The sequence below is a fragment of the Pseudoduganella violaceinigra DSM 15887 genome, assembly GCF_000425385.1.
GTDB classification, from domain to species: domain Bacteria; phylum Pseudomonadota; class Gammaproteobacteria; order Burkholderiales; family Burkholderiaceae_D; genus Rugamonas; species Rugamonas violaceinigra.
In genome coordinates this window covers 276,316-292,558 of the sequence record NZ_AUDI01000009.1, presented here as the reverse complement: position 1 = coordinate 292,558, position 16,243 = coordinate 276,316, and the positions used below count along the sequence as shown (strand labels likewise).

The window sequence follows — 16,243 nt, the reverse complement described above, 5'->3', positions numbered from 1 at the left end:
GAGCACAACTATGGCAACTGATTTGAAAAATATAGGGGAAACGCTCAGCTCCCAGTTCCGGAACCTGAATGGTATCCATCCGGGCCTGTGGCCAATCCTGCCGCGCCTGCTGTTGGCAATCGGCGTGGCTGGCTTGGCGGTGCTGGGCGGCTATTTCGGCTACTGGCAGGGCCAGTACGAGGAGCTCGAGCAGGGCGCGGCGCAGGAGCAGAAGCTGCGCGACGAGTTCAGCCTGAAGGTGGGCCAGGCGGTCAACCTCGAGGAGCTCAAGCGCCAGAAGGAGCAGGTCGACAAATACGTGGTGCAGATGGAAAAGCAACTGCCGGGTAAAGCCGAAATGGCGGCCCTGCTGTCGGACATCAACAATGCCGGCACCGGGCGCGGCCTGTCGTTCGAGCTGTTCAAGCCGAGCCGCGTCGACGTCAAGGAGTACTACGCCGAGCAGCCGATCGAACTGCGCGTCAATGGCAGCTACCATGACCTGGGCGCCTTCGCCGGCGACCTGGCAGGCATGGCGCGTATCGTCACGCTGAACAATATCTCGCTGGAGACCAAGAGCAAGGACGCCAAGGACGCCGCCGCCGCCGGCATGCTGACACTGAATGCCACGGCCAAGACCTTCCGCTACCTCGATCCGGAAGAAGTGGCCCAGCAGCGCCAGGCCGCCAACGAGAAGAAGAAAAACAAGGGAGGGAACCCGCAATGAAGAAGTTCGCCCCCCTCGCCTGCGCCTTGCTGTTGACCGCTTGCGGCGACAGCGATGTGCAACAGGTACGCAGCTGGATGAAGGACGTCGAGGCCAATACCAAGCCGACCGTCAAGCCGCTGCCGGAGCCGAAGACTTTCGTGCCGTTTGCTTACGCGGCCGGCGATGCGCTGGACCCGTTCAATGCCAGCAAGCTGCTGACCGAACTGGCCAAGAGCCGTCCGGGCGGGGCCCAAGCCCCGGACCAGAACCGGCGCAAGGAGTTCCTCGAGAGCTTCCCGCTGGATGCCATGAAGATGGTCGGCAATATGGAAAAAAACAATGTGGTGTATGGCCTGGTGCAGATTGACCGCACCGTCTACCAGGTCAAGAAGGGACAATACGTGGGACAGAATTACGGTTTGATCACCGGCGTCAATGAAGACGCGATCACGGTGCGTGAAATTGTTCAGGATGCGGCCGGCGACTGGGTCGAGCGCATGTCGAAGCTGGAACTGCAGGAAAGTAAGGAGAGCTCCAAATGATCGCCATCAGAACCCTGAAGCGTCTGTGCCGCCAGGCTAGCGTCGTGCTGGCGCTGGCCGGTAGTGCCGCCGCCGCGCAGGCCCAGCCAGGCAATGCGATCGAATCGATCACCGCTAACCAGCAAGGTAGCAATGTGATCGTGAAGATCGCGATGAAGGACGTGCCGCAGAAGCTGCCGATCGGCTTTGCCATCACCAACCCGTCGCGCATCGCGCTCGATTTCGGCGCCACCACCAACGCCACCGGCAAGACCAGCCAGGACATCAATGTGGGCGACCTGGCCAGCGTCAATGTGGTGCAGGCCGGCGAACGTTCGCGCCTGGTGTTCAATCTCAAGCGCGCGCTGAACTACGCTACCGCGCTTGACGGCAAGAACGTGATCCTGACCATCGATGGTTCGGGCGGCGTGGCGCAAGCGGTCGACGGGCGCGGTTTGCCTGTGGCTGCAGCGATGGCGCCGGCACCGGCCGGCAAGCAGCAGCTGCGCGACATCGATTTCCGCCGCGGCACCGGCGGCGAAGGCCGCGTCGTGATCGACCTGCCGAACAATCAGGTTGCCGTCGACGTGCGCCAGACCCCGACCGGCGTGGTGGTCGACTTCCTCAAGACCGGCCTGCCGGATACCCTGCGCCGCCGCCTGGACGTGACCGACTTCGGCACCCCGATCACCCGCGTCACCACCGTGCCGCAGGGCGACAACGTGCGCATGACCGTGGAAGCGCACGGCCTGTGGGAGCAGAGCGTCTACCAGAGCGATACCCAGCTGGTGGTGGATGTCAAGCCGATCAAGGAAGACCCGAACAAGCTGGTGCAGGGCACCCAGGGCTACCGCGGCGAGAAGCTGTCGTTCAACTTCCAGAACGTGGAAGTGCGTGCGGCGCTGCAAGCCATTGCCGATATCTCGGGCCTGAACATCATCACCAGCGACAGCGTGCAGGGCAACCTGACCCTGCGCCTGAAGGAAGTGCCATGGGACCACGCGCTGGACGTGGTGCTCAATGCCAAGGGCCTGGACATGCGCAAGAACGGCAATGTGCTGTGGATCGCGCCCAAGGAAGAACTGCTGACCAAGGAAAAGCTGGAGCTGGAACAGAAGGCGCAGATCGCCGACCTGGAGCCGCTCAAGTCTGAAATCTTCCAGCTGAACTACCAGAAGGCGGAAGCGTTCAAGACCGTGTTCGGGATTGAAAACGCGGGCGACACCAAGAACCGCATCCTGTCCAAGCGCGGCAGCGCCATCATCGAGCCACGCACCAACCAGGTGTTCGTGACCGATATCGCCGCCAAGCTGGAAGAAGTGCGCAAGCTGATCCAGAAGACCGACATCGCCACCAAGCAGGTGCTGATTGAAGCGCGTATCGTGGAAGCGTCCGACACCTTCACCAAGAACCTGGGCGCCAAACTGGGCTTCGCCGACATGCGCGCCATCCGCGGCGGCGTCGCCGGCTGGGGTGCGGGCGGCAATACCCGCGTCGGCGTGAGCGGCAACCAGACCGGTCTCGGCCAAGCCCAGGGCGTGGTCAAGGTCAACAACGGCATCGATGACTACGGCAACACCCAGTTCATCAACCTGCCGGCAGCCTCGATCAACGGCGCCCAAGCGGGCAGCCTGGCGGTCAGCCTGTTCAACGCGGCGGCCAACCGCTTCCTGAACCTGGAACTGTCGGCGCTGGAAGCCGATGGCAGCGGCAAGATCATCTCCAGCCCGCGCGTGGTCACCGCCGACAAAGCGGCCGCCACCATCGAGCAGGGCGTGGAACTGCCATACCAGGTGGCCACTTCCAGCGGCGCGACCTCGATCGTGTTCCGCAAGGCCAACCTGAAGCTGGACGTGGTGCCGCAGATCACCCCGGACGGCAATGTGGTGCTGGAAGTCGACGTCAACAAGGATTCCGTGGGCCAGGAAACGCGCGCCGGTTTCGCCATCGATACCAAGCACGTCAAGACCCAGGTCATGGTGGAAAACGGCGGCACCGTGGTGCTGGGCGGTATCTACCAGCAAGTGGAACGTAATTCCGTCAGCAAGGTGCCGCTGCTGGGCGACGTCCCGATCCTGGGCAACCTGTTCAAGACCTCGTCGCGCACCAACGACAAGACCGAGCTGCTGGTGTTCATCACGCCGAAAATCGTGACCGACCGCCTGACCACGCGTTAAGCGGCGCGGCCGGCGGCAGCCGGCTCCCGCCAACGCCCGAACGGCCCCGGACAGCAATGTCCGGGGCCGTTTGTCGTTGGCCGCGCTGGCCGGCGCCGCCCGCACCGGCCCCGGCGCGGACTGCCCCGCCGCAATTTGAGCTATCATGCGTGCATGCAAAATGTATATTTAGTTGGGTTGATGGGGGCGGGCAAGACGACCATCGGCCGCCAGCTGGCCCGCAAGCTGGGCCTGCGCTTTGTCGATTCGGACCATGAAATCGAAAGCCGCACGGGGGCCTCGATCCCGTGGATCTTCGAAATCGAAGGCGAAGCGGCGTTCCGGCGGCGCGAGGCCGAAGTGATACGCGAGCTGGCCAGCGAGCAGGGCATCGTACTGGCCACCGGCGGCGGCGCCATCCTCGACGCCGGCAGCCGTGCCCTGCTCATGGAGCGCGGCACCGTCGTCTACCTGCGCGCCACCGTCAATGCGATCCTGGCGCGCACTGCGCACGACAAGAACCGGCCGCTGCTGCAGACGGCCGACCCGCGCCGCAAGCTGGAAGAATTGCTGGCGCAGCGCGAGCCGCTGTACCTGGAGATGGCCGACCTGGTCGTCGACACCGGCCGTCCTAACGTACAATCGATGCTCCAGACCATCATCAACCAGCTCGACGCGCTGGCCTGCCAGGCCGCGCCCAACTGCGTGACCAAGGCACAACCCGCAATGAATGAACAAACCAGTATCCTGCTCAACGTCGACCTGGCCGAACGCAGCTACCCGATCGTCATCGGCCCTGCGCTGCTGGACGACGCCAGCCTGCTGCCAAGGCATGTGGGCGGCACGAAAGTAGCGATCGTCTCCAACGACACCGTGGCCCCGCTGTACATGGAGCGCGTGCGCGCCCCGCTGCTCGCGGCCGGCAAGGAAGTGATCGAAGTGGTGCTGCCGGACGGCGAAGAGCACAAACACTGGGCGTCGCTGATGAAGGTGTTCGATGCGCTGCTGGCCAATAAGGCCGACCGCAAGACCACCCTGGTGGCCCTGGGCGGCGGCGTGATCGGCGATATGACCGGCTACGCGGCCGCCTCCTATATGCGCGGCGTCGACTTCGTGCAGGTGCCGACCACCTTGCTGTCGCAGGTCGATTCCTCGGTGGGCGGCAAGACCGGCATCAACCATCCGCTGGGCAAGAACATGATCGGCGCCTTCTACCAGCCCAAGGCGGTGATCGCCGACACCGCCACCCTGGAGACGCTGCCGCTGCGCGAACTGTCGGCCGGCCTTGCCGAAGTGATCAAGTACGGCTGCATCATCGACCTGCCTTTCTTCGAATGGATCGAGGCCAATATGGGCCTGCTGCTGGCGCGCGACAAGGCCGCGCTGGCCTACGCTATCGCGCGCTCCTGCGAAATCAAGGCCGACATCGTGCGCCAGGATGAACGCGAAGGCGGCCTGCGCGCGATCCTGAATTTCGGCCACACCTTCGGCCACGCCATCGAGGCCGGCATGGGCTACGGCGCCTGGCTGCACGGCGAGGCCGTTGGCTGCGGCATGGTGATGGCGGCGGATTTGTCGCAGCGCCTGGGCTGGATCGACAGCGCCGCCGTGGAACGCATCCGCGACCTGGTGGCGGCCGCCGGCCTGCCGTTCGCGGCGCCCGACCTGGGCGCCGCGCGCTGGCTGGAGCTGATGGAAGTGGACAAGAAGAACGAGGGCGGCGACATCAAGTTCATCCTGCTCGACGCCCTGGGCCAGGCGCGCGTCACGACGGCGCCGCGCGAGCTGCTGCTGCAAACCCTGGCCGCCTGCACGGAATAAGGCATGGAAGAGACGCTCGCCCCCTACGCGGCACATTCCGGCCAGGGGCGCGGCCGCCGCTTCCCGGAAACGCCGCACGCCTCGCGTTCGCAGTTCCAGCGCGACCGCGACCGCATCATCCATTCGACCGCCTTCCGCCGGCTTGAATACAAGACCCAGGTCTTCCTCAACCACGAGGGCGACCTGTTCCGCACGCGCCTGACGCACAGCCTGGAAGTGGCGCAGATCGGCCGCTCGCTGGCGCGCAACCTGCGCCTGAACGAAGACCTGGTGGAAGCGATCGCCCTGGCGCACGACCTGGGGCACACGCCCTTCGGCCATGTGGGGCAGGACGTGCTGCATGAATGCATGAAGGAACACGGCGGCTTCGAGCACAACCTGCAAAGCCTGCGCGTGGTCGACCTGCTGGAAGAGCAATACGGCGCCTTCGACGGCTTGAACCTGATGTTCGAAACGCGCGAAGGCATCCTGAAGCACTGCTCGGTGAACAATGCGCGCCAGCTGGGCGAAGTGGGACAGCGCTTCCTCGACAAGACCCAGCCTTCGCTGGAAGCCCAGCTGACCAACCTGGCCGACGAAATCGCCTACAACAGCCACGATATCGACGACGGCCTGCGCTCCGGCCTGATCACCATCGCCCAGCTGGAGCAGGTGGCATTCTTCGGCCGCCTGTGGCGCGAGGTGCAGGCGGCGCATCCGGGCCTGTCCGGCCGGCGCGCCATCTACGAAACCCTGCGCCGCCTGATCACGGCGCTGGCCGACGACCTGATCGCCACATCGCAGGCGCGCATCGCGGCGCACGCGCCGCGCAGCCTGGACGAGGTGCGCGCCGCGCCGCCCCTGATCCGCTTCTCGGACCGGCTGCGCAAGGATGCCACGGAGCTGAAGCGCTTCCTGCACGAGAACCTGTACCGGCACTATAAGGTCAACCGCATGCGCCTGAAGGCCAGCCGCATGGTGCGCGAGCTGTACCAGGCATTCGCCGCCGATCCTTCGCTGCTGCCGCCCGACTACCGGGTGGCGGGGGGCGAGGCCACGGCGCAGGCGCGCCGCGTGGCCGACTACATCGCCGGCATGACCGACCGCTACGCGATCGCCGAGCACCGCCGCCTATATTCGCTGGAAAACCTCTAGCTTGCATCGGGGCCCGGGGCGGGTTACTCTTCCGGCAAACACAACTTGCCAGAAGAGCCATGAACGACACCTCCCTCGCCGCCGTCCCGCAACTGAGCAAGCATCGTATCGAAGCCCTGGTCGACGGCATCTTCGCCGTCGCCATGACCTTGCTGGTGATCGAACTGAAACTGCCCGAACATGTGCAGGCCACCAGCAGCGCCGAGCTGCTGCATGTGCTGGGCGAACTGGCGCCCACCTTCGGCTCCTGGGTCATCAGCTTCCTGGTGCTGGCCATTTTCTGGGTCGGCAACCACCGCCTGTACAGCTATGTGCGCCATGTCGACGGGCCCTTGCTGTGCTACACCATCCTGCTGCTGGCGGGGGCCAGCCTGCTGCCGTTCGCGTCGGCTGTGAATGGCCGCTTCCTGTCGCAGCTGGCGCAGTTGGTGTATGCGGCCGTGATGACCATCATGGCCGTCGGCTCGCTGCTGGTGGCCGCGCGCATCTATAAACACCCGGAGCTGTGCGCGCACCCCATGGACAAGGCGACCTACGCCGGCGTCTGCATCCGCCAGGGCACCCTGATCCTCATCGCCGGTCTGACCGTGCTGCTGGCGGGCCGGGCGCCGGGCATCGCCAACACCGCCTTCATGCTGCTGTTCCTGGGGCGCCCGCTGGGCAATTTGCTGACGCGCCGCATGCACCGGGGGTGAGGCGGCGCAGTCCACGCGACGTCCGCGTCAGCGGGACGGCCGTGCACCCTGGCGTAACGGCATCGTTCCCGCGTGCGATCAGAAGATGCGCGCCTGGCGGTGTTCGCCGAGCAGCTCAAGCAGCAGCTTCTTGATGGGGGCCGGTAGGGCCGCGCCAGGCAGGGCGCCGGCGTCGAGCCATTGGTAGCGCTGTTCGCCGGCCAGCGCGGCGCGCGACGACAGCGTGACCAGCAGCGGCTGGATGTGCAGCTTGTAATGGGTGAAGACGTGCATCACCGGCAGCAGGCGCTCCAGCGATTCCATGACGCCGAATGGCTGCACGGCGGCGGCAACCGCCGCATCCGCTGCCGGCTCCCCGGCGTCCGCCAGCGGCAGGTGGCCGTCCAGCTCGGGCAGCGACAGCAGGCCGCCCCAGATGCCAACGGCGGGGCGCTGCTCCAGCAGCACCTGGCCGCGGTCGACCAGCAGCAGCATGCGCGCCGCTTTCTCCGGCGTGGCCTTCTTCGGCTTACGCACCGGCAGTTCGGCGGTGCGGCCGGTGGCGTAGGCCACGCAGCGCGCCTGCATCGGGCAGCGTTCGCAGGACGGGCTGCTGCGCGTGCACAGGGTCGCGCCCATGTCCATCAAGCCCTGGGTGTAGGCTTCGATGTCTTCGTCGGGGGCGAGCGCTTCCGCGCGCGCCCACATGGCTTCCTCCGTCCTGCGCTCGCCCGGGTAGGTGTCAATGCCGAACACGCGCGCAAACACGCGCTTCACATTGCCGTCCATGATGGCGGCGCGCCGGCCGGCGGAGAATGCCGCGATGGCGGCCGCCGTGGAACGCCCGATGCCGGGCAGTTCGGCCAGCAGGGCCGGGTCGGACGGGAACACGCCGCCGTACTCTGCGACCACGCGCTGCGCGCATTTATGCAGGTTGCGGGCCCGGGTGTAGTAACCGAGGCCGGCCCACTGCGCCATCACATCGTCGACGGAAGCGGCGGCCAGCGAGGCCAGGGTGGGAAAGCGCTCCAGGAAGCGCGCGTAATAGCCCAGTACCGCCGCGACCTGGGTCTGCTGCAGCATGATTTCGGACAGCCACACCAGGTAGGCGTCGCGCGTGTTCTGCCACGGCAGGCCGTGGCGCCCGTGCTGTTTCTGCCACGCGACCAGGGCGGCCGCGAAGCTCGGGTCCTGGTACTGCACTTACGCCGCTGCCTCCAGCGCCACCGGTTCGGCCGCGATGGCATCGTTGATGGCGGCCGCCAGCGCAGCGAGCTTGGCTTTCTGCGCTTCCAGCTCGGCCTGGCTGGCTTCGAAGGCTTCGATCTTCTGTTCCAGCGTATCGGTGGCGTCATGGATGCGCGCGATCGACTGCTGGCGGTGCTTCAGCTGTTCCTTGTGCTGGCGGATCTGCGCTTCCAGCGGCGCCATGATCACCTTGAGCCAGGCATCGGTGTCGGCATTGGCGGCTTTGAAGCAGCGCTTCACGGCCGACGCCACGGAATCAAAGAAGCGCTCCATCAGCACCACGCGCGAGGTGGTCAGCATGACCGCCGTGCCGAACTGCTTTTCGTAGATGCCGTGCGCTTCGTTGATCTCTTCGCGGTACTTGGCCAGCGAGAAAGCCATCGGCATGGCCAGCGCCAGGCCGTGCTCGGCCGAGAACTTCTTGTACATGGTTTCCATCATGGCGCGGATTTCGGCGATCTTGCGCTCCGATTCATCCAGGTTGGCGTGGATGCTGTCGAAGTAGTCCTTGATCGCGTCGCGCATACCGATGGTGAAGCTGGTCTTCTGCATTTCAGCGCGCGCCTTGACCAGGTTGTCGCGCAGGATGCCCATGCCCAGGCTCGAGTACAGCTCGGTGGACAGGCGCGTGAACACGGCGCGCGTGGCCTGCAGCTTGAACAGGCTTTCGTCGAATTCCTTCTTCTCGGCGTCGACGCGGCGCGCCATGTGCGCGATCACGGACTGGTTCTTGCCGCGCAAGCCTTTCAGCTCCAGCAGCTGCTCGACGATGCCGCGCGTCTTGGCCGACAGCGCCGCGTACTGGCCGCCGCTCAGCGCCGCCAGCTCTTCGCCCAGGCGGCGGCGGATGATGTCCTTGCGCGCCGGGATCAATTCGTTGAACAGGGCGCTTTCCAGCTGCTTCATGCGGCTCTTGTGCACCAGCTCATGGTCGCCCGTGATCTTGCCCACCAGGGCCTTTTGCGCCGAGACGGGGAAGACCTGGCGCGCATCGAGGCCCAGCATATGGGCCGCGTGTTCGCGCTGGCGCGCGATCTCGGTTTCGATCTGCTCTTCGGTGCGCAGCGGATCCCACATGGAGTCGATCTTGTTCAGCACCACCATGCGGCCGGCGCCGTTGCCGATATGGGTGCGCCAGACTTCGATATCGCTCTTGGTGACGCCGGTGTCGGCGGCCAGGATGAACAGCACCGCATGCGCATGGGGAATCATGTTCAGCGTCAGTTCCGGCTCGGTACCGATGGCGTTCAGGCCCGGCGTGTCGAGGATCACCAGGCCTTGCTTGAGCAGCGGGTGCGGGAAGTTGATGATGGCATGGCGCCACTGCGAAATCTCGACCAGGCCCTCGTTGTCCAGCGTGGCGCTCATGTCGGGATCGTTCTCGTCGTACAGGCCGTAGCGCTTGGCTTCGGCCACCGGCACGTGGCGCGTCAGGCTGACCTGCTTGAACACGTCCTGCATCTGTTCCGGCGTATCGAGCAGCAGCGGCAGCACAGTCCAGGCATGCGGGTCGTCGCGGTAGTCGCTGGTCGACAGGTTCTCGGCGCGCGTCTCGATCGGCAGCAGGCGGATGCAGGCCGGGTAGGCCGGGTCGTACATCAGCTCGGTCGGGCACATGGTGGTGCGGCCGGCCGCCGACGGCAGGATGCGCTGGCCGAAATCGGCGAAGAAGATCGAATTGATCAGTTCAGATTTGCCGCGCGAAAATTCCGCCACAAAGGCCACCGTCAACTTGTCGTCGGCCAGCTTGGATAGTGTGCGCGCAAGGCGCTGTTCGGTCGACGCGTCGGCCAGGTCGGCCTGCACGACCCAGTCACGGTAGTTTGCGACGGCGCCCATGACGCCATTGCGCCATTGGCTGTATTGTTCCAGGTCCCGTACCATTAGCTTCTCGTTATTTCTGACAATTTACACAATAAAAAGTAGATCGTTGGCCTTGCTTGATCTGGCGCACAGGCGCGCCGCATAAACGGCAAGGCACACCAGCACGATCATAGACGAAATATGTCTGTTGGAAATAGCCTGATTGGCCATTTACACCGATAAAGTCACGCAAAGTGCTACCACCCTGAACAATTGCCTCGGCCAGCACGTCGCGGATGGCTTGCGCCAGGCGGTCGTAGCGGGCCGCGCTGATGCGGTTGGCGGCTGTTTTCGGGTTGATCCCGGCGCGGAACAGGCTCTCAGAGCAGTAGATATTGCCCACGCCCACCACGATATCGCCGGCCATCAGCACCTGCTTGACGGCTGCGCTGCGCGTGCGCGTCTGCTCGAACAGCAGCCTGCCGGTGAAGGCGGGGCCCAGCGGCTCGACGCCCAGGCCGCGCAGCAGGGCGTGCTGGGCCAGGTCGCCGTCCTGCGCCGCATGCCATAGCACGGCGCCGAAGCGGCGCGGGTCGGTCAGGCGCAACACATGGCGGCCGTCCTCGCCTTCCACCATCATGTCGAAATGATCATGTTTCTCCGGCGGGATACCCGACGGCAGCACGCGCAGGTGGCCGCTCATGCCAAGGTGAATGATCAGCGTGCCATGCGCGAACTGCAGCAACAGGTATTTGCCGCGGCGGCCGGTGCCGTCGACGCGCTTGCCCGCCAGCAGGAGCGGCAAGTCCGGCGGAAAGGGCCAGCGCAAGCCGTCGCGGCGCAGCACCACATCGCGCACGATACGGCCGTCGATGTGGGGGGCGACACCGCGCCGGGTGACTTCGACTTCTGGTAATTCTGGCATGAGGGTGGTTTTCTACAGGTTGGCGTAGAATCAAGTCTTGAGCCCGACTTGCAGGATCTTCCTTTGAAAAACGCATTCGCCATTGTAACCCTGTCGACCCTGATGTCCGCTTGCGCTGTCGCGCCAACGGAGCAGGCCGTAAGCGGCCCGGCGCCGGCCGAGGCAGCTCCAGCCCCGGCGGCCGAGGCCCCGGCCCAAGCCGCGGCGCCCGAGGAAAAGCTGCCTGGTGTCGAACTGACCAGCGATTTGTTCTACAAACTGACCAAGGCCGAACTTGATTTCAAGCGCGGCCAGTGGCAAAGCGCTTACGTGACGATGCTGCTGCTGGCGCAGCAGACGCGCGACCCGCGCCTGGCGCGCCGTGCCTCGGAAATGGCGCTGTCGGCCAAGCAGGGCAATGAAGCCCTGGCGGCGATCCGCCTGTGGCGCGAACTGGCGCCCGATTCCGACGAGGCTGCGCAATACTTCCTCGGCTTCGCCGTGCTGGGCGACGACTTGGGCGAAGCGGAACAGCTGTTCGCGCAGCGGCTGAAGGCGGCGCCGGCCAACGGCCGTCCGCTGCTGATGTTCCAGATGCAGCAATTCCTGCTGCGCGCCAAGGACAAGCCGGCCGCCTTCGCCCTCATGGAGCGCGTGCTGCAACCCTACCTGACTACGCAGGAATCGCACCTGGTGCTGGCCCAGGGCGCCCATGCCGCCGCCAACGCTGAACGCGCCCGCGCCGAAGCGCAAAAGGCGGTGGCGCTCAAGCCCGATTCGGAGCTGGCGACGCTGACCCTGGGCCAGGTGCTGGGCGACCTCGATGGCGCGCAAACCCTGTTCGCCGCCTTCCTGCAGAAATACCCGGCCGCGCGCGAAGTGCGGTCCGCCTATGCCCGCCTGCTGGTGGAGCAAAAGCAGTACGAGCAGGCGCGCGGGCAGTTCGAGCTCCTGCTGAAAGACCAGCCGGACAATCCCGGCACCCTGTACGCGCTGGGCATCATGGCGCTGCAGGGGCAGGACATGCCGGCGGCCGAAGGATATCTGAAGCACTATGTGGAGGTGCTGGCCAGCCAGCCCGACCCCGAGCGCGACCCGAACAAGGCGCTCATGCTGCTGGCCCAGATCGCCGAGGAAAAGGGCGATTTCGACGGCGCCCTGGCCTGGCTCGACAAGATCGACGGCGACGATGCCCGCACCATCCTGTCGGCCCGCCTGAAGCGCGCCCATCTCACGGCGCGCAAGGGCGACCTTGACGGCGCGCGCGCGCAGCTGAAAGGCATCACGCCGGCCGACCAGGCCGAGCAAGTGCAGATCCTGCAGACGGAAGGCCAGCTGCTGCGCGACGCCGGCCGTGCCATGGACGCCTTCAAGACCCTGGAAGATGGTGTGCTGCGCTTCCCCAACAGCCCGGACCTGATGTACGACTATGCGCTGGCGGCTGAAAAGCTGGGCAAGGTCGAGGCCATGGAAACGGCGCTGCGCAAGGTGATCGAATCGGTGCCGGACAACCACCACGCCTACAATGCGCTGGGCTACTCGCTGGCGGACCGCAATGTGCGCCTGGAGGAAGCCTATGAGTTGATCGACAAGGCGCTGAAGATGGCGCCGGGCGACCCGTACATCATGGACAGCATGGGCTGGGTCTTGTTCCGCATGGGCAAACTGAAGGACGCCGAGCAATCGCTGCGCCAGGCGTATGCGCTGCGCAGCGACGCCGACATCGCGGTGCACCTGGGCGAGGTGTTGTGGAAACAGGGCGACAAGGCCGGCGCCGCCAGACTGTGGCGCGAAGCGCGCGCCAAGGACCCGAACAATGACGCGCTGCGCTCGACGCTGGCGCGCCTTAACGCTGGAATTTAATGAGCTTCAAGACACTTGCCGCCTTGGCTGGCGCGGCCGCCATCCTGTGCGGCTGCGCCACCGCGCCCTCCGCGCCCCCATCCACCGCCGCCGTCGCACCGTATGCGGAGACGCTGTCCGTGTCGGGGCGCCTGAATGTGCAATACCTGCAGGACGGCACCCAGCAATCGGTGACCGTGAGATTCGACTGGCAGCAGGACGCGCAGCATACCGACGTCGCCCTGTTCGATCCCTTCGGCACGAAGGTGGCCGCGATCGCCGTGACGCCCCAGGGCGCGACGCTGCGCCAGGGCGGCAACAAGGCGCCGCTGAGCGCCGACAGCATCGACGCCCTGAGCGCCCGCGCACTGGGCTGGGCGCTGCCCGTGTCCGGCCTGCGCGGCTGGCTGCAGGGCCACGCCACGGCGGCCGACGGCAAGCCCTGGTCGGCCAGTCCCGCCCATAACGAGGTGACCACGCCCGATGGCTGGCATTTGCGCTACGTCACGTGGCAGGCCGGCAGCGAGCTGCCGCGCCCGCTGCGCATTGACGCCGACCATCCGGGCGGCGGCGGCATCCAGCAAATGGCCCTGCGCATCGTGATCGTCGAATGAGCATGCATAGCCTGTTGAACTGCCCGGCCCCGGCCAAGCTGAACCTGTTCCTGCATGTGAATGGCCGCCGCGCCGACGGCTACCACCTGCTGCAATCGGTCTTCCAGATCATCGACCGCAGCGACACGCTGCACTTTTCGCTGCGTGCGGACGCCGAGCTGCATCGGACCAATGACATTGCCGGCGTGCCGGCCGACCAGGACCTGGTGATCCGCGCCGCCCGCCTGCTGCAGGCTGAAGTGCTGCGCCGCCGCGGCGCGCTGCCGCCGGGCGTTAATATCACGGTCGACAAGATCCTGCCCATGGGCGGCGGACTGGGGGGCGGTTCGTCCGACGCGGCCACCACCTTCATGGCGCTGAACAAACTGTGGCATGCCGGCTTGACGCGCGAGGAATTGATGGCGCTGGCCTTACCGCTGGGGGCCGACGTGCCGTTCTTCATCTTTGGCGAAACCGGTTTTGCCGAAGGCGTGGGGGAGGACTTGCAGGCGGTCGATGCCGCAGACTGTTGGTATGTTGTTATCGAGCCCGGGGTGGCCTGTCCGACGGCGCAAATATTTACTTCAGAGCATTTGACAAGGAATACGCCGCCCGTTAAGATGTCGGACTTTTCCAGCTACCATGCAAATCGACAAGATCTGCGGCAGTTTGGGAAGAACGATTTGCAACAAGTGGCGTGCCGCTTATTCCCGCAAGTAGCAGACGCGGTAGAATGGCTGGGCGCTTACGGTGACGCCAGGATGACTGGCTCCGGAGCTTGTGTGTTCGTCGCGATCCATAGCGAAGAACAGGCCGATGCTGTGCTTGCGAAAGTGCCAGCCGCCTGGACCGGATGGAAAGCGAAGGCACTGAAACGGCATCCGATCATCGCCATGTTGTGAAGCGAAAAAAGATTTGGTTTTTCGTGAAATAGGCTATATAATGTCGGCCTACTGACGAAAGACAGTCAGTTAAGAGTAGGGGAATCGCCAAGCTGGTTAAGGCACCGGATTTTGATTCCGGCATACCAAGGTTCGAATCCTTGTTCCCCTGCCACCGTTTTCCCTGGGTCTGTCGAGGCAGCAGTCTCCAGCCAGGGTCAAGACAAAAGCTCCTGCCACGCAGGAGTGCCTCAAAGAATTCAACACTACCTCTCGGGACTCCCAATGGCTTACGAAAACCTGATGGTTTTTACCGGCAACGCTAATCCTGCCTTGGCAGAAGGGGTCGCAAAAAATCTCGGCATACCACTCGGCAAAGCAGTCGTCTCGAAGTTTTCGGACGGCGAAGTCATGGTCGAAATCAACGAGAACGTCCGCGGTAAAGACGTCTTCGTGCTGCAATCGACTTGCGCGCCGACCAATGACAACCTGATGGAACTGATCCTGATGGTTGATGCCCTGAAACGTGCGTCCGCTGGCCGTATCACCGCTGCAATTCCGTACTTTGGCTATGCCCGCCAGGATCGCCGTCCGCGTTCCGCGCGCGTGGCCATTTCCGCCAAAGTCGTCGCCAATATGCTGGAAGAAGCCGGCGTCGAGCGCGTCCTGATCATGGACTTGCACGCCGACCAGATCCAGGGCTTCTTCGATATCCCGGTAGACAATATTTACGCTTCGCCGATCCTGCTGGGCGACCTGCAGAAGAAGGCCGAGCAAGACCTGCTGGTGGTGTCCCCGGACGTCGGCGGCGTGGTGCGCGCCCGTGCACTGGCCAAGCGCCTGAACTGCGATCTGGCCATCATCGACAAGCGCCGCCCAAAGGCCAATGTGTCCGAAGTAATGAACATCATCGGCGACGTGGAAGGCCGTAACTGCGTGATCATGGACGATATGGTCGACACCGCAGGTACCCTGGTGAAAGCCGCTGAAGTGCTGAAAGAGCGCGGCGCCAAGAAAGTGGTCGCTTACTGCACCCATGCTGTGCTGTCCGGCCCGGCGATCGACCGCATCTCCGGCTCCTCGCTGGACGAGCTGGTGGTGACCGACACCATCCCGCTGTCCGAAGCGGCCAAGGCTTGCGGCAAGATCCGCCAACTGACCTGCGCACCGCTGCTGGCCGAGACCTTCAAGCGCATCATCAAGGGCGACTCGGTGATTTCCCTGTTCGTCGACTAAAAGATTTGCCGGCCGTGGCCTACGCCGCGGCCGATTTGTCGAAGTGCCCTGGTCGCGGGGCACTTCTTTACCGACAAGGCGCAAGCCTTGTTTTATTTTTTGGAGTATTCCATGAAAGTTGTAGCATTCAAACGTGATCTGCAAGGTACGGGTGCGAGCCGCCGCCTGCGCAATTCCGGCCAGACCCCTGGCATCATCTACGGTGGCACCGAAGCCCCGGTGACCATCGCCCTGGACCACAACGCACTGTTCCACGCGCTGAAAAAAGAAGCTTTCCACTCGTCCATCCTGGACCTGGAAATCGACGGCGCCGTACAGAAAGTGCTGCTGCGTGACTTCCAGATGCACGCGTTCAAGCAACTGGTGCTGCACGCTGACTTCCAGCGCGTTGACGCCAACAAGCCACTGCACGTGAAAGTTGCCCTGCACTTCGAAAACGCTGAAGTGTCCCCAGCTGTGAAACTGCACGCTGCAACCATCAGCCACGTGGCCAACGAGATCGAAATCTCCTGCCTGCCAGCTGACCTGCCAGAGTTCCTGAGCGTTGACCTGTCCACCATGGACGTTGGCCAGTCGATCCACGCTTCCCAGCTGAAGCTGCCAAAAGGCGTGACCATCGTGACCCACGGTTCCGATGCCACCATCGCTACCGCATCCGTGCCAGCCGGCGCCGTTGCTGCTGAAGCCGCTGCCGCCAAAGAGTAATCCTCTTTCGCCGCAATAAAAAACCCGCGCCTGGCGC

At 64.6% G+C, this 16,243-nt stretch carries 14 protein-coding genes and 1 tRNA gene; 12 read left to right on the top strand and 3 right to left on the bottom strand.

Annotated elements, in window-relative coordinates:
- Nucleotides 1-10: 10 nt before the first annotated feature.
- The 6 genes from H597_RS0107665 (at nucleotide 11) to H597_RS0107640 (ending at nucleotide 7,015) form a co-directional block, all read left to right on the top strand.
- On the top strand, nucleotides 11-706 hold the full coding sequence (locus H597_RS0107665; protein ID WP_028101621.1) for a type IV pilus inner membrane component PilO: 696 nt from the start codon (nucleotides 11-13) through the stop codon (nucleotides 704-706).
- The gene (locus H597_RS0107660) at nucleotides 703-1,230 is read left to right on the top strand and encodes a pilus assembly protein PilP (protein ID WP_028101620.1); all 528 of its coding nucleotides are present in this window, start codon (nucleotides 703-705) and stop codon (nucleotides 1,228-1,230) included. Before H597_RS0107665 ends, H597_RS0107660 begins: the two co-directional genes overlap by 4 nt.
- Nucleotides 1,227-3,386: a type IV pilus secretin PilQ gene (locus tag H597_RS0107655; RefSeq protein ID WP_035373413.1), complete on the top strand. Its 2,160-nt coding sequence runs from the start codon at nucleotides 1,227-1,229 to the stop codon at nucleotides 3,384-3,386. Before H597_RS0107660 ends, H597_RS0107655 begins: the two co-directional genes overlap by 4 nt.
- Nucleotides 3,387-3,539: 153 nt before the next feature.
- A complete protein-coding gene (gene aroKB, locus H597_RS0107650; protein WP_083940996.1) occupies nucleotides 3,540-5,186 on the top strand; it encodes a bifunctional shikimate kinase/3-dehydroquinate synthase AroKB in 1,647 nt (548 codons plus the stop codon).
- 3 nt (nucleotides 5,187-5,189) lie between these two features.
- Entirely contained in the window at nucleotides 5,190-6,320 is a 1,131-nt protein-coding gene (locus tag H597_RS0107645) for a deoxyguanosinetriphosphate triphosphohydrolase (protein ID WP_028101617.1), read from the top strand.
- A 59-nt stretch (nucleotides 6,321-6,379) separates the two neighbouring features.
- Entirely contained in the window at nucleotides 6,380-7,015 is a 636-nt protein-coding gene (locus H597_RS0107640; RefSeq protein WP_028101616.1) for a TMEM175 family protein, read from the top strand.
- Between the two features lie 78 nt (nucleotides 7,016-7,093).
- Here H597_RS0107640 and mutY read toward each other — a convergent pair whose 3' ends face one another.
- The 3 genes from mutY to mutM are packed head-to-tail and all read right to left on the bottom strand — an operon-like array spanning nucleotide 7,094 to nucleotide 10,970.
- Nucleotides 7,094-8,197, bottom strand: a complete 1,104-nt coding sequence (gene mutY / locus H597_RS0107635) for an A/G-specific adenine glycosylase (RefSeq protein ID WP_028101615.1) — start codon at nucleotides 8,195-8,197, stop codon at nucleotides 7,094-7,096.
- Nucleotides 8,198-10,126: a dynamin family protein gene (locus H597_RS0107630; protein ID WP_028101614.1), complete on the bottom strand. Its 1,929-nt coding sequence runs from the start codon at nucleotides 10,124-10,126 to the stop codon at nucleotides 8,198-8,200.
- A 10-nt stretch (nucleotides 10,127-10,136) separates the two neighbouring features.
- A complete protein-coding gene (gene mutM / locus H597_RS0107625) occupies nucleotides 10,137-10,970 on the bottom strand; it encodes a bifunctional DNA-formamidopyrimidine glycosylase/DNA-(apurinic or apyrimidinic site) lyase (protein WP_028101613.1) in 834 nt (277 codons plus the stop codon).
- Nucleotides 10,971-11,033: 63 nt separating this feature from the next.
- Here mutM and H597_RS0107620 point away from each other — a divergent pair, with 63 nt between their 5' ends.
- From H597_RS0107620 to H597_RS0107595, 6 genes are all read left to right on the top strand, one after another.
- Nucleotides 11,034-12,812 (top strand): tetratricopeptide repeat protein, encoded by a 1,779-nt coding sequence (locus tag H597_RS0107620; protein ID WP_028101612.1) that lies wholly within the window; start codon nucleotides 11,034-11,036, stop codon nucleotides 12,810-12,812.
- Nucleotides 12,812-13,405, top strand: coding sequence for an outer membrane lipoprotein LolB (locus tag H597_RS0107615; RefSeq protein WP_028101611.1), 594 nt, complete (start codon nucleotides 12,812-12,814; stop codon nucleotides 13,403-13,405). Before H597_RS0107620 ends, H597_RS0107615 begins: the two co-directional genes overlap by 1 nt.
- 2 nt (nucleotides 13,406-13,407) lie before the next feature.
- Nucleotides 13,408-14,286 carry a 4-(cytidine 5'-diphospho)-2-C-methyl-D-erythritol kinase gene (gene ispE, locus H597_RS0107610; protein WP_028101610.1) on the top strand — a complete coding sequence of 293 codons (879 nt, stop codon included), beginning with the start codon at nucleotides 13,408-13,410 and terminating at the stop codon, nucleotides 14,284-14,286.
- 77 nt (nucleotides 14,287-14,363) lie between these two features.
- Nucleotides 14,364-14,440: transfer RNA gene (locus H597_RS0107605), tRNA-Gln, on the top strand.
- A 110-nt stretch (nucleotides 14,441-14,550) separates the two neighbouring features.
- Nucleotides 14,551-15,501 carry a ribose-phosphate pyrophosphokinase gene (locus tag H597_RS0107600; RefSeq protein WP_028101609.1) on the top strand — a complete coding sequence of 317 codons (951 nt, stop codon included), beginning with the start codon at nucleotides 14,551-14,553 and terminating at the stop codon, nucleotides 15,499-15,501.
- A 111-nt stretch (nucleotides 15,502-15,612) separates the two neighbouring features.
- Nucleotides 15,613-16,206, top strand: a complete 594-nt coding sequence (locus tag H597_RS0107595; protein WP_028101608.1) for a 50S ribosomal protein L25/general stress protein Ctc — start codon at nucleotides 15,613-15,615, stop codon at nucleotides 16,204-16,206.
- Nucleotides 16,207-16,243: the final 37 nt, after the last annotated feature.

Coding starts and splice junctions, on each gene's coding strand:
- H597_RS0107630 (WP_028101614.1), bottom strand. CDS start 10,126: ATGGTACGGGACCTGGAACAATACAGCCAATGGCGCAATGGCGTCATG.
- H597_RS0107665 (WP_028101621.1), top strand. CDS start 11: ATGGCAACTGATTTGAAAAATATAGGGGAAACGCTCAGCTCCCAGTTC.
- mutM (WP_028101613.1), bottom strand. CDS start 10,970: ATGCCAGAATTACCAGAAGTCGAAGTCACCCGGCGCGGTGTCGCCCCC.
- aroKB (WP_083940996.1), top strand. CDS start 3,540: ATGCAAAATGTATATTTAGTTGGGTTGATGGGGGCGGGCAAGACGACC.
- H597_RS0107660 (WP_028101620.1), top strand. CDS start 703: ATGAAGAAGTTCGCCCCCCTCGCCTGCGCCTTGCTGTTGACCGCTTGC.
- H597_RS0107640 (WP_028101616.1), top strand. CDS start 6,380: ATGAACGACACCTCCCTCGCCGCCGTCCCGCAACTGAGCAAGCATCGT.
- H597_RS0107600 (WP_028101609.1), top strand. CDS start 14,551: ATGGCTTACGAAAACCTGATGGTTTTTACCGGCAACGCTAATCCTGCC.
- H597_RS0107595 (WP_028101608.1), top strand. CDS start 15,613: ATGAAAGTTGTAGCATTCAAACGTGATCTGCAAGGTACGGGTGCGAGC.
- H597_RS0107655 (WP_035373413.1), top strand. CDS start 1,227: ATGATCGCCATCAGAACCCTGAAGCGTCTGTGCCGCCAGGCTAGCGTC.
- H597_RS0107615 (WP_028101611.1), top strand. CDS start 12,812: ATGAGCTTCAAGACACTTGCCGCCTTGGCTGGCGCGGCCGCCATCCTG.
- ispE (WP_028101610.1), top strand. CDS start 13,408: ATGCATAGCCTGTTGAACTGCCCGGCCCCGGCCAAGCTGAACCTGTTC.
- H597_RS0107645 (WP_028101617.1), top strand. CDS start 5,190: ATGGAAGAGACGCTCGCCCCCTACGCGGCACATTCCGGCCAGGGGCGC.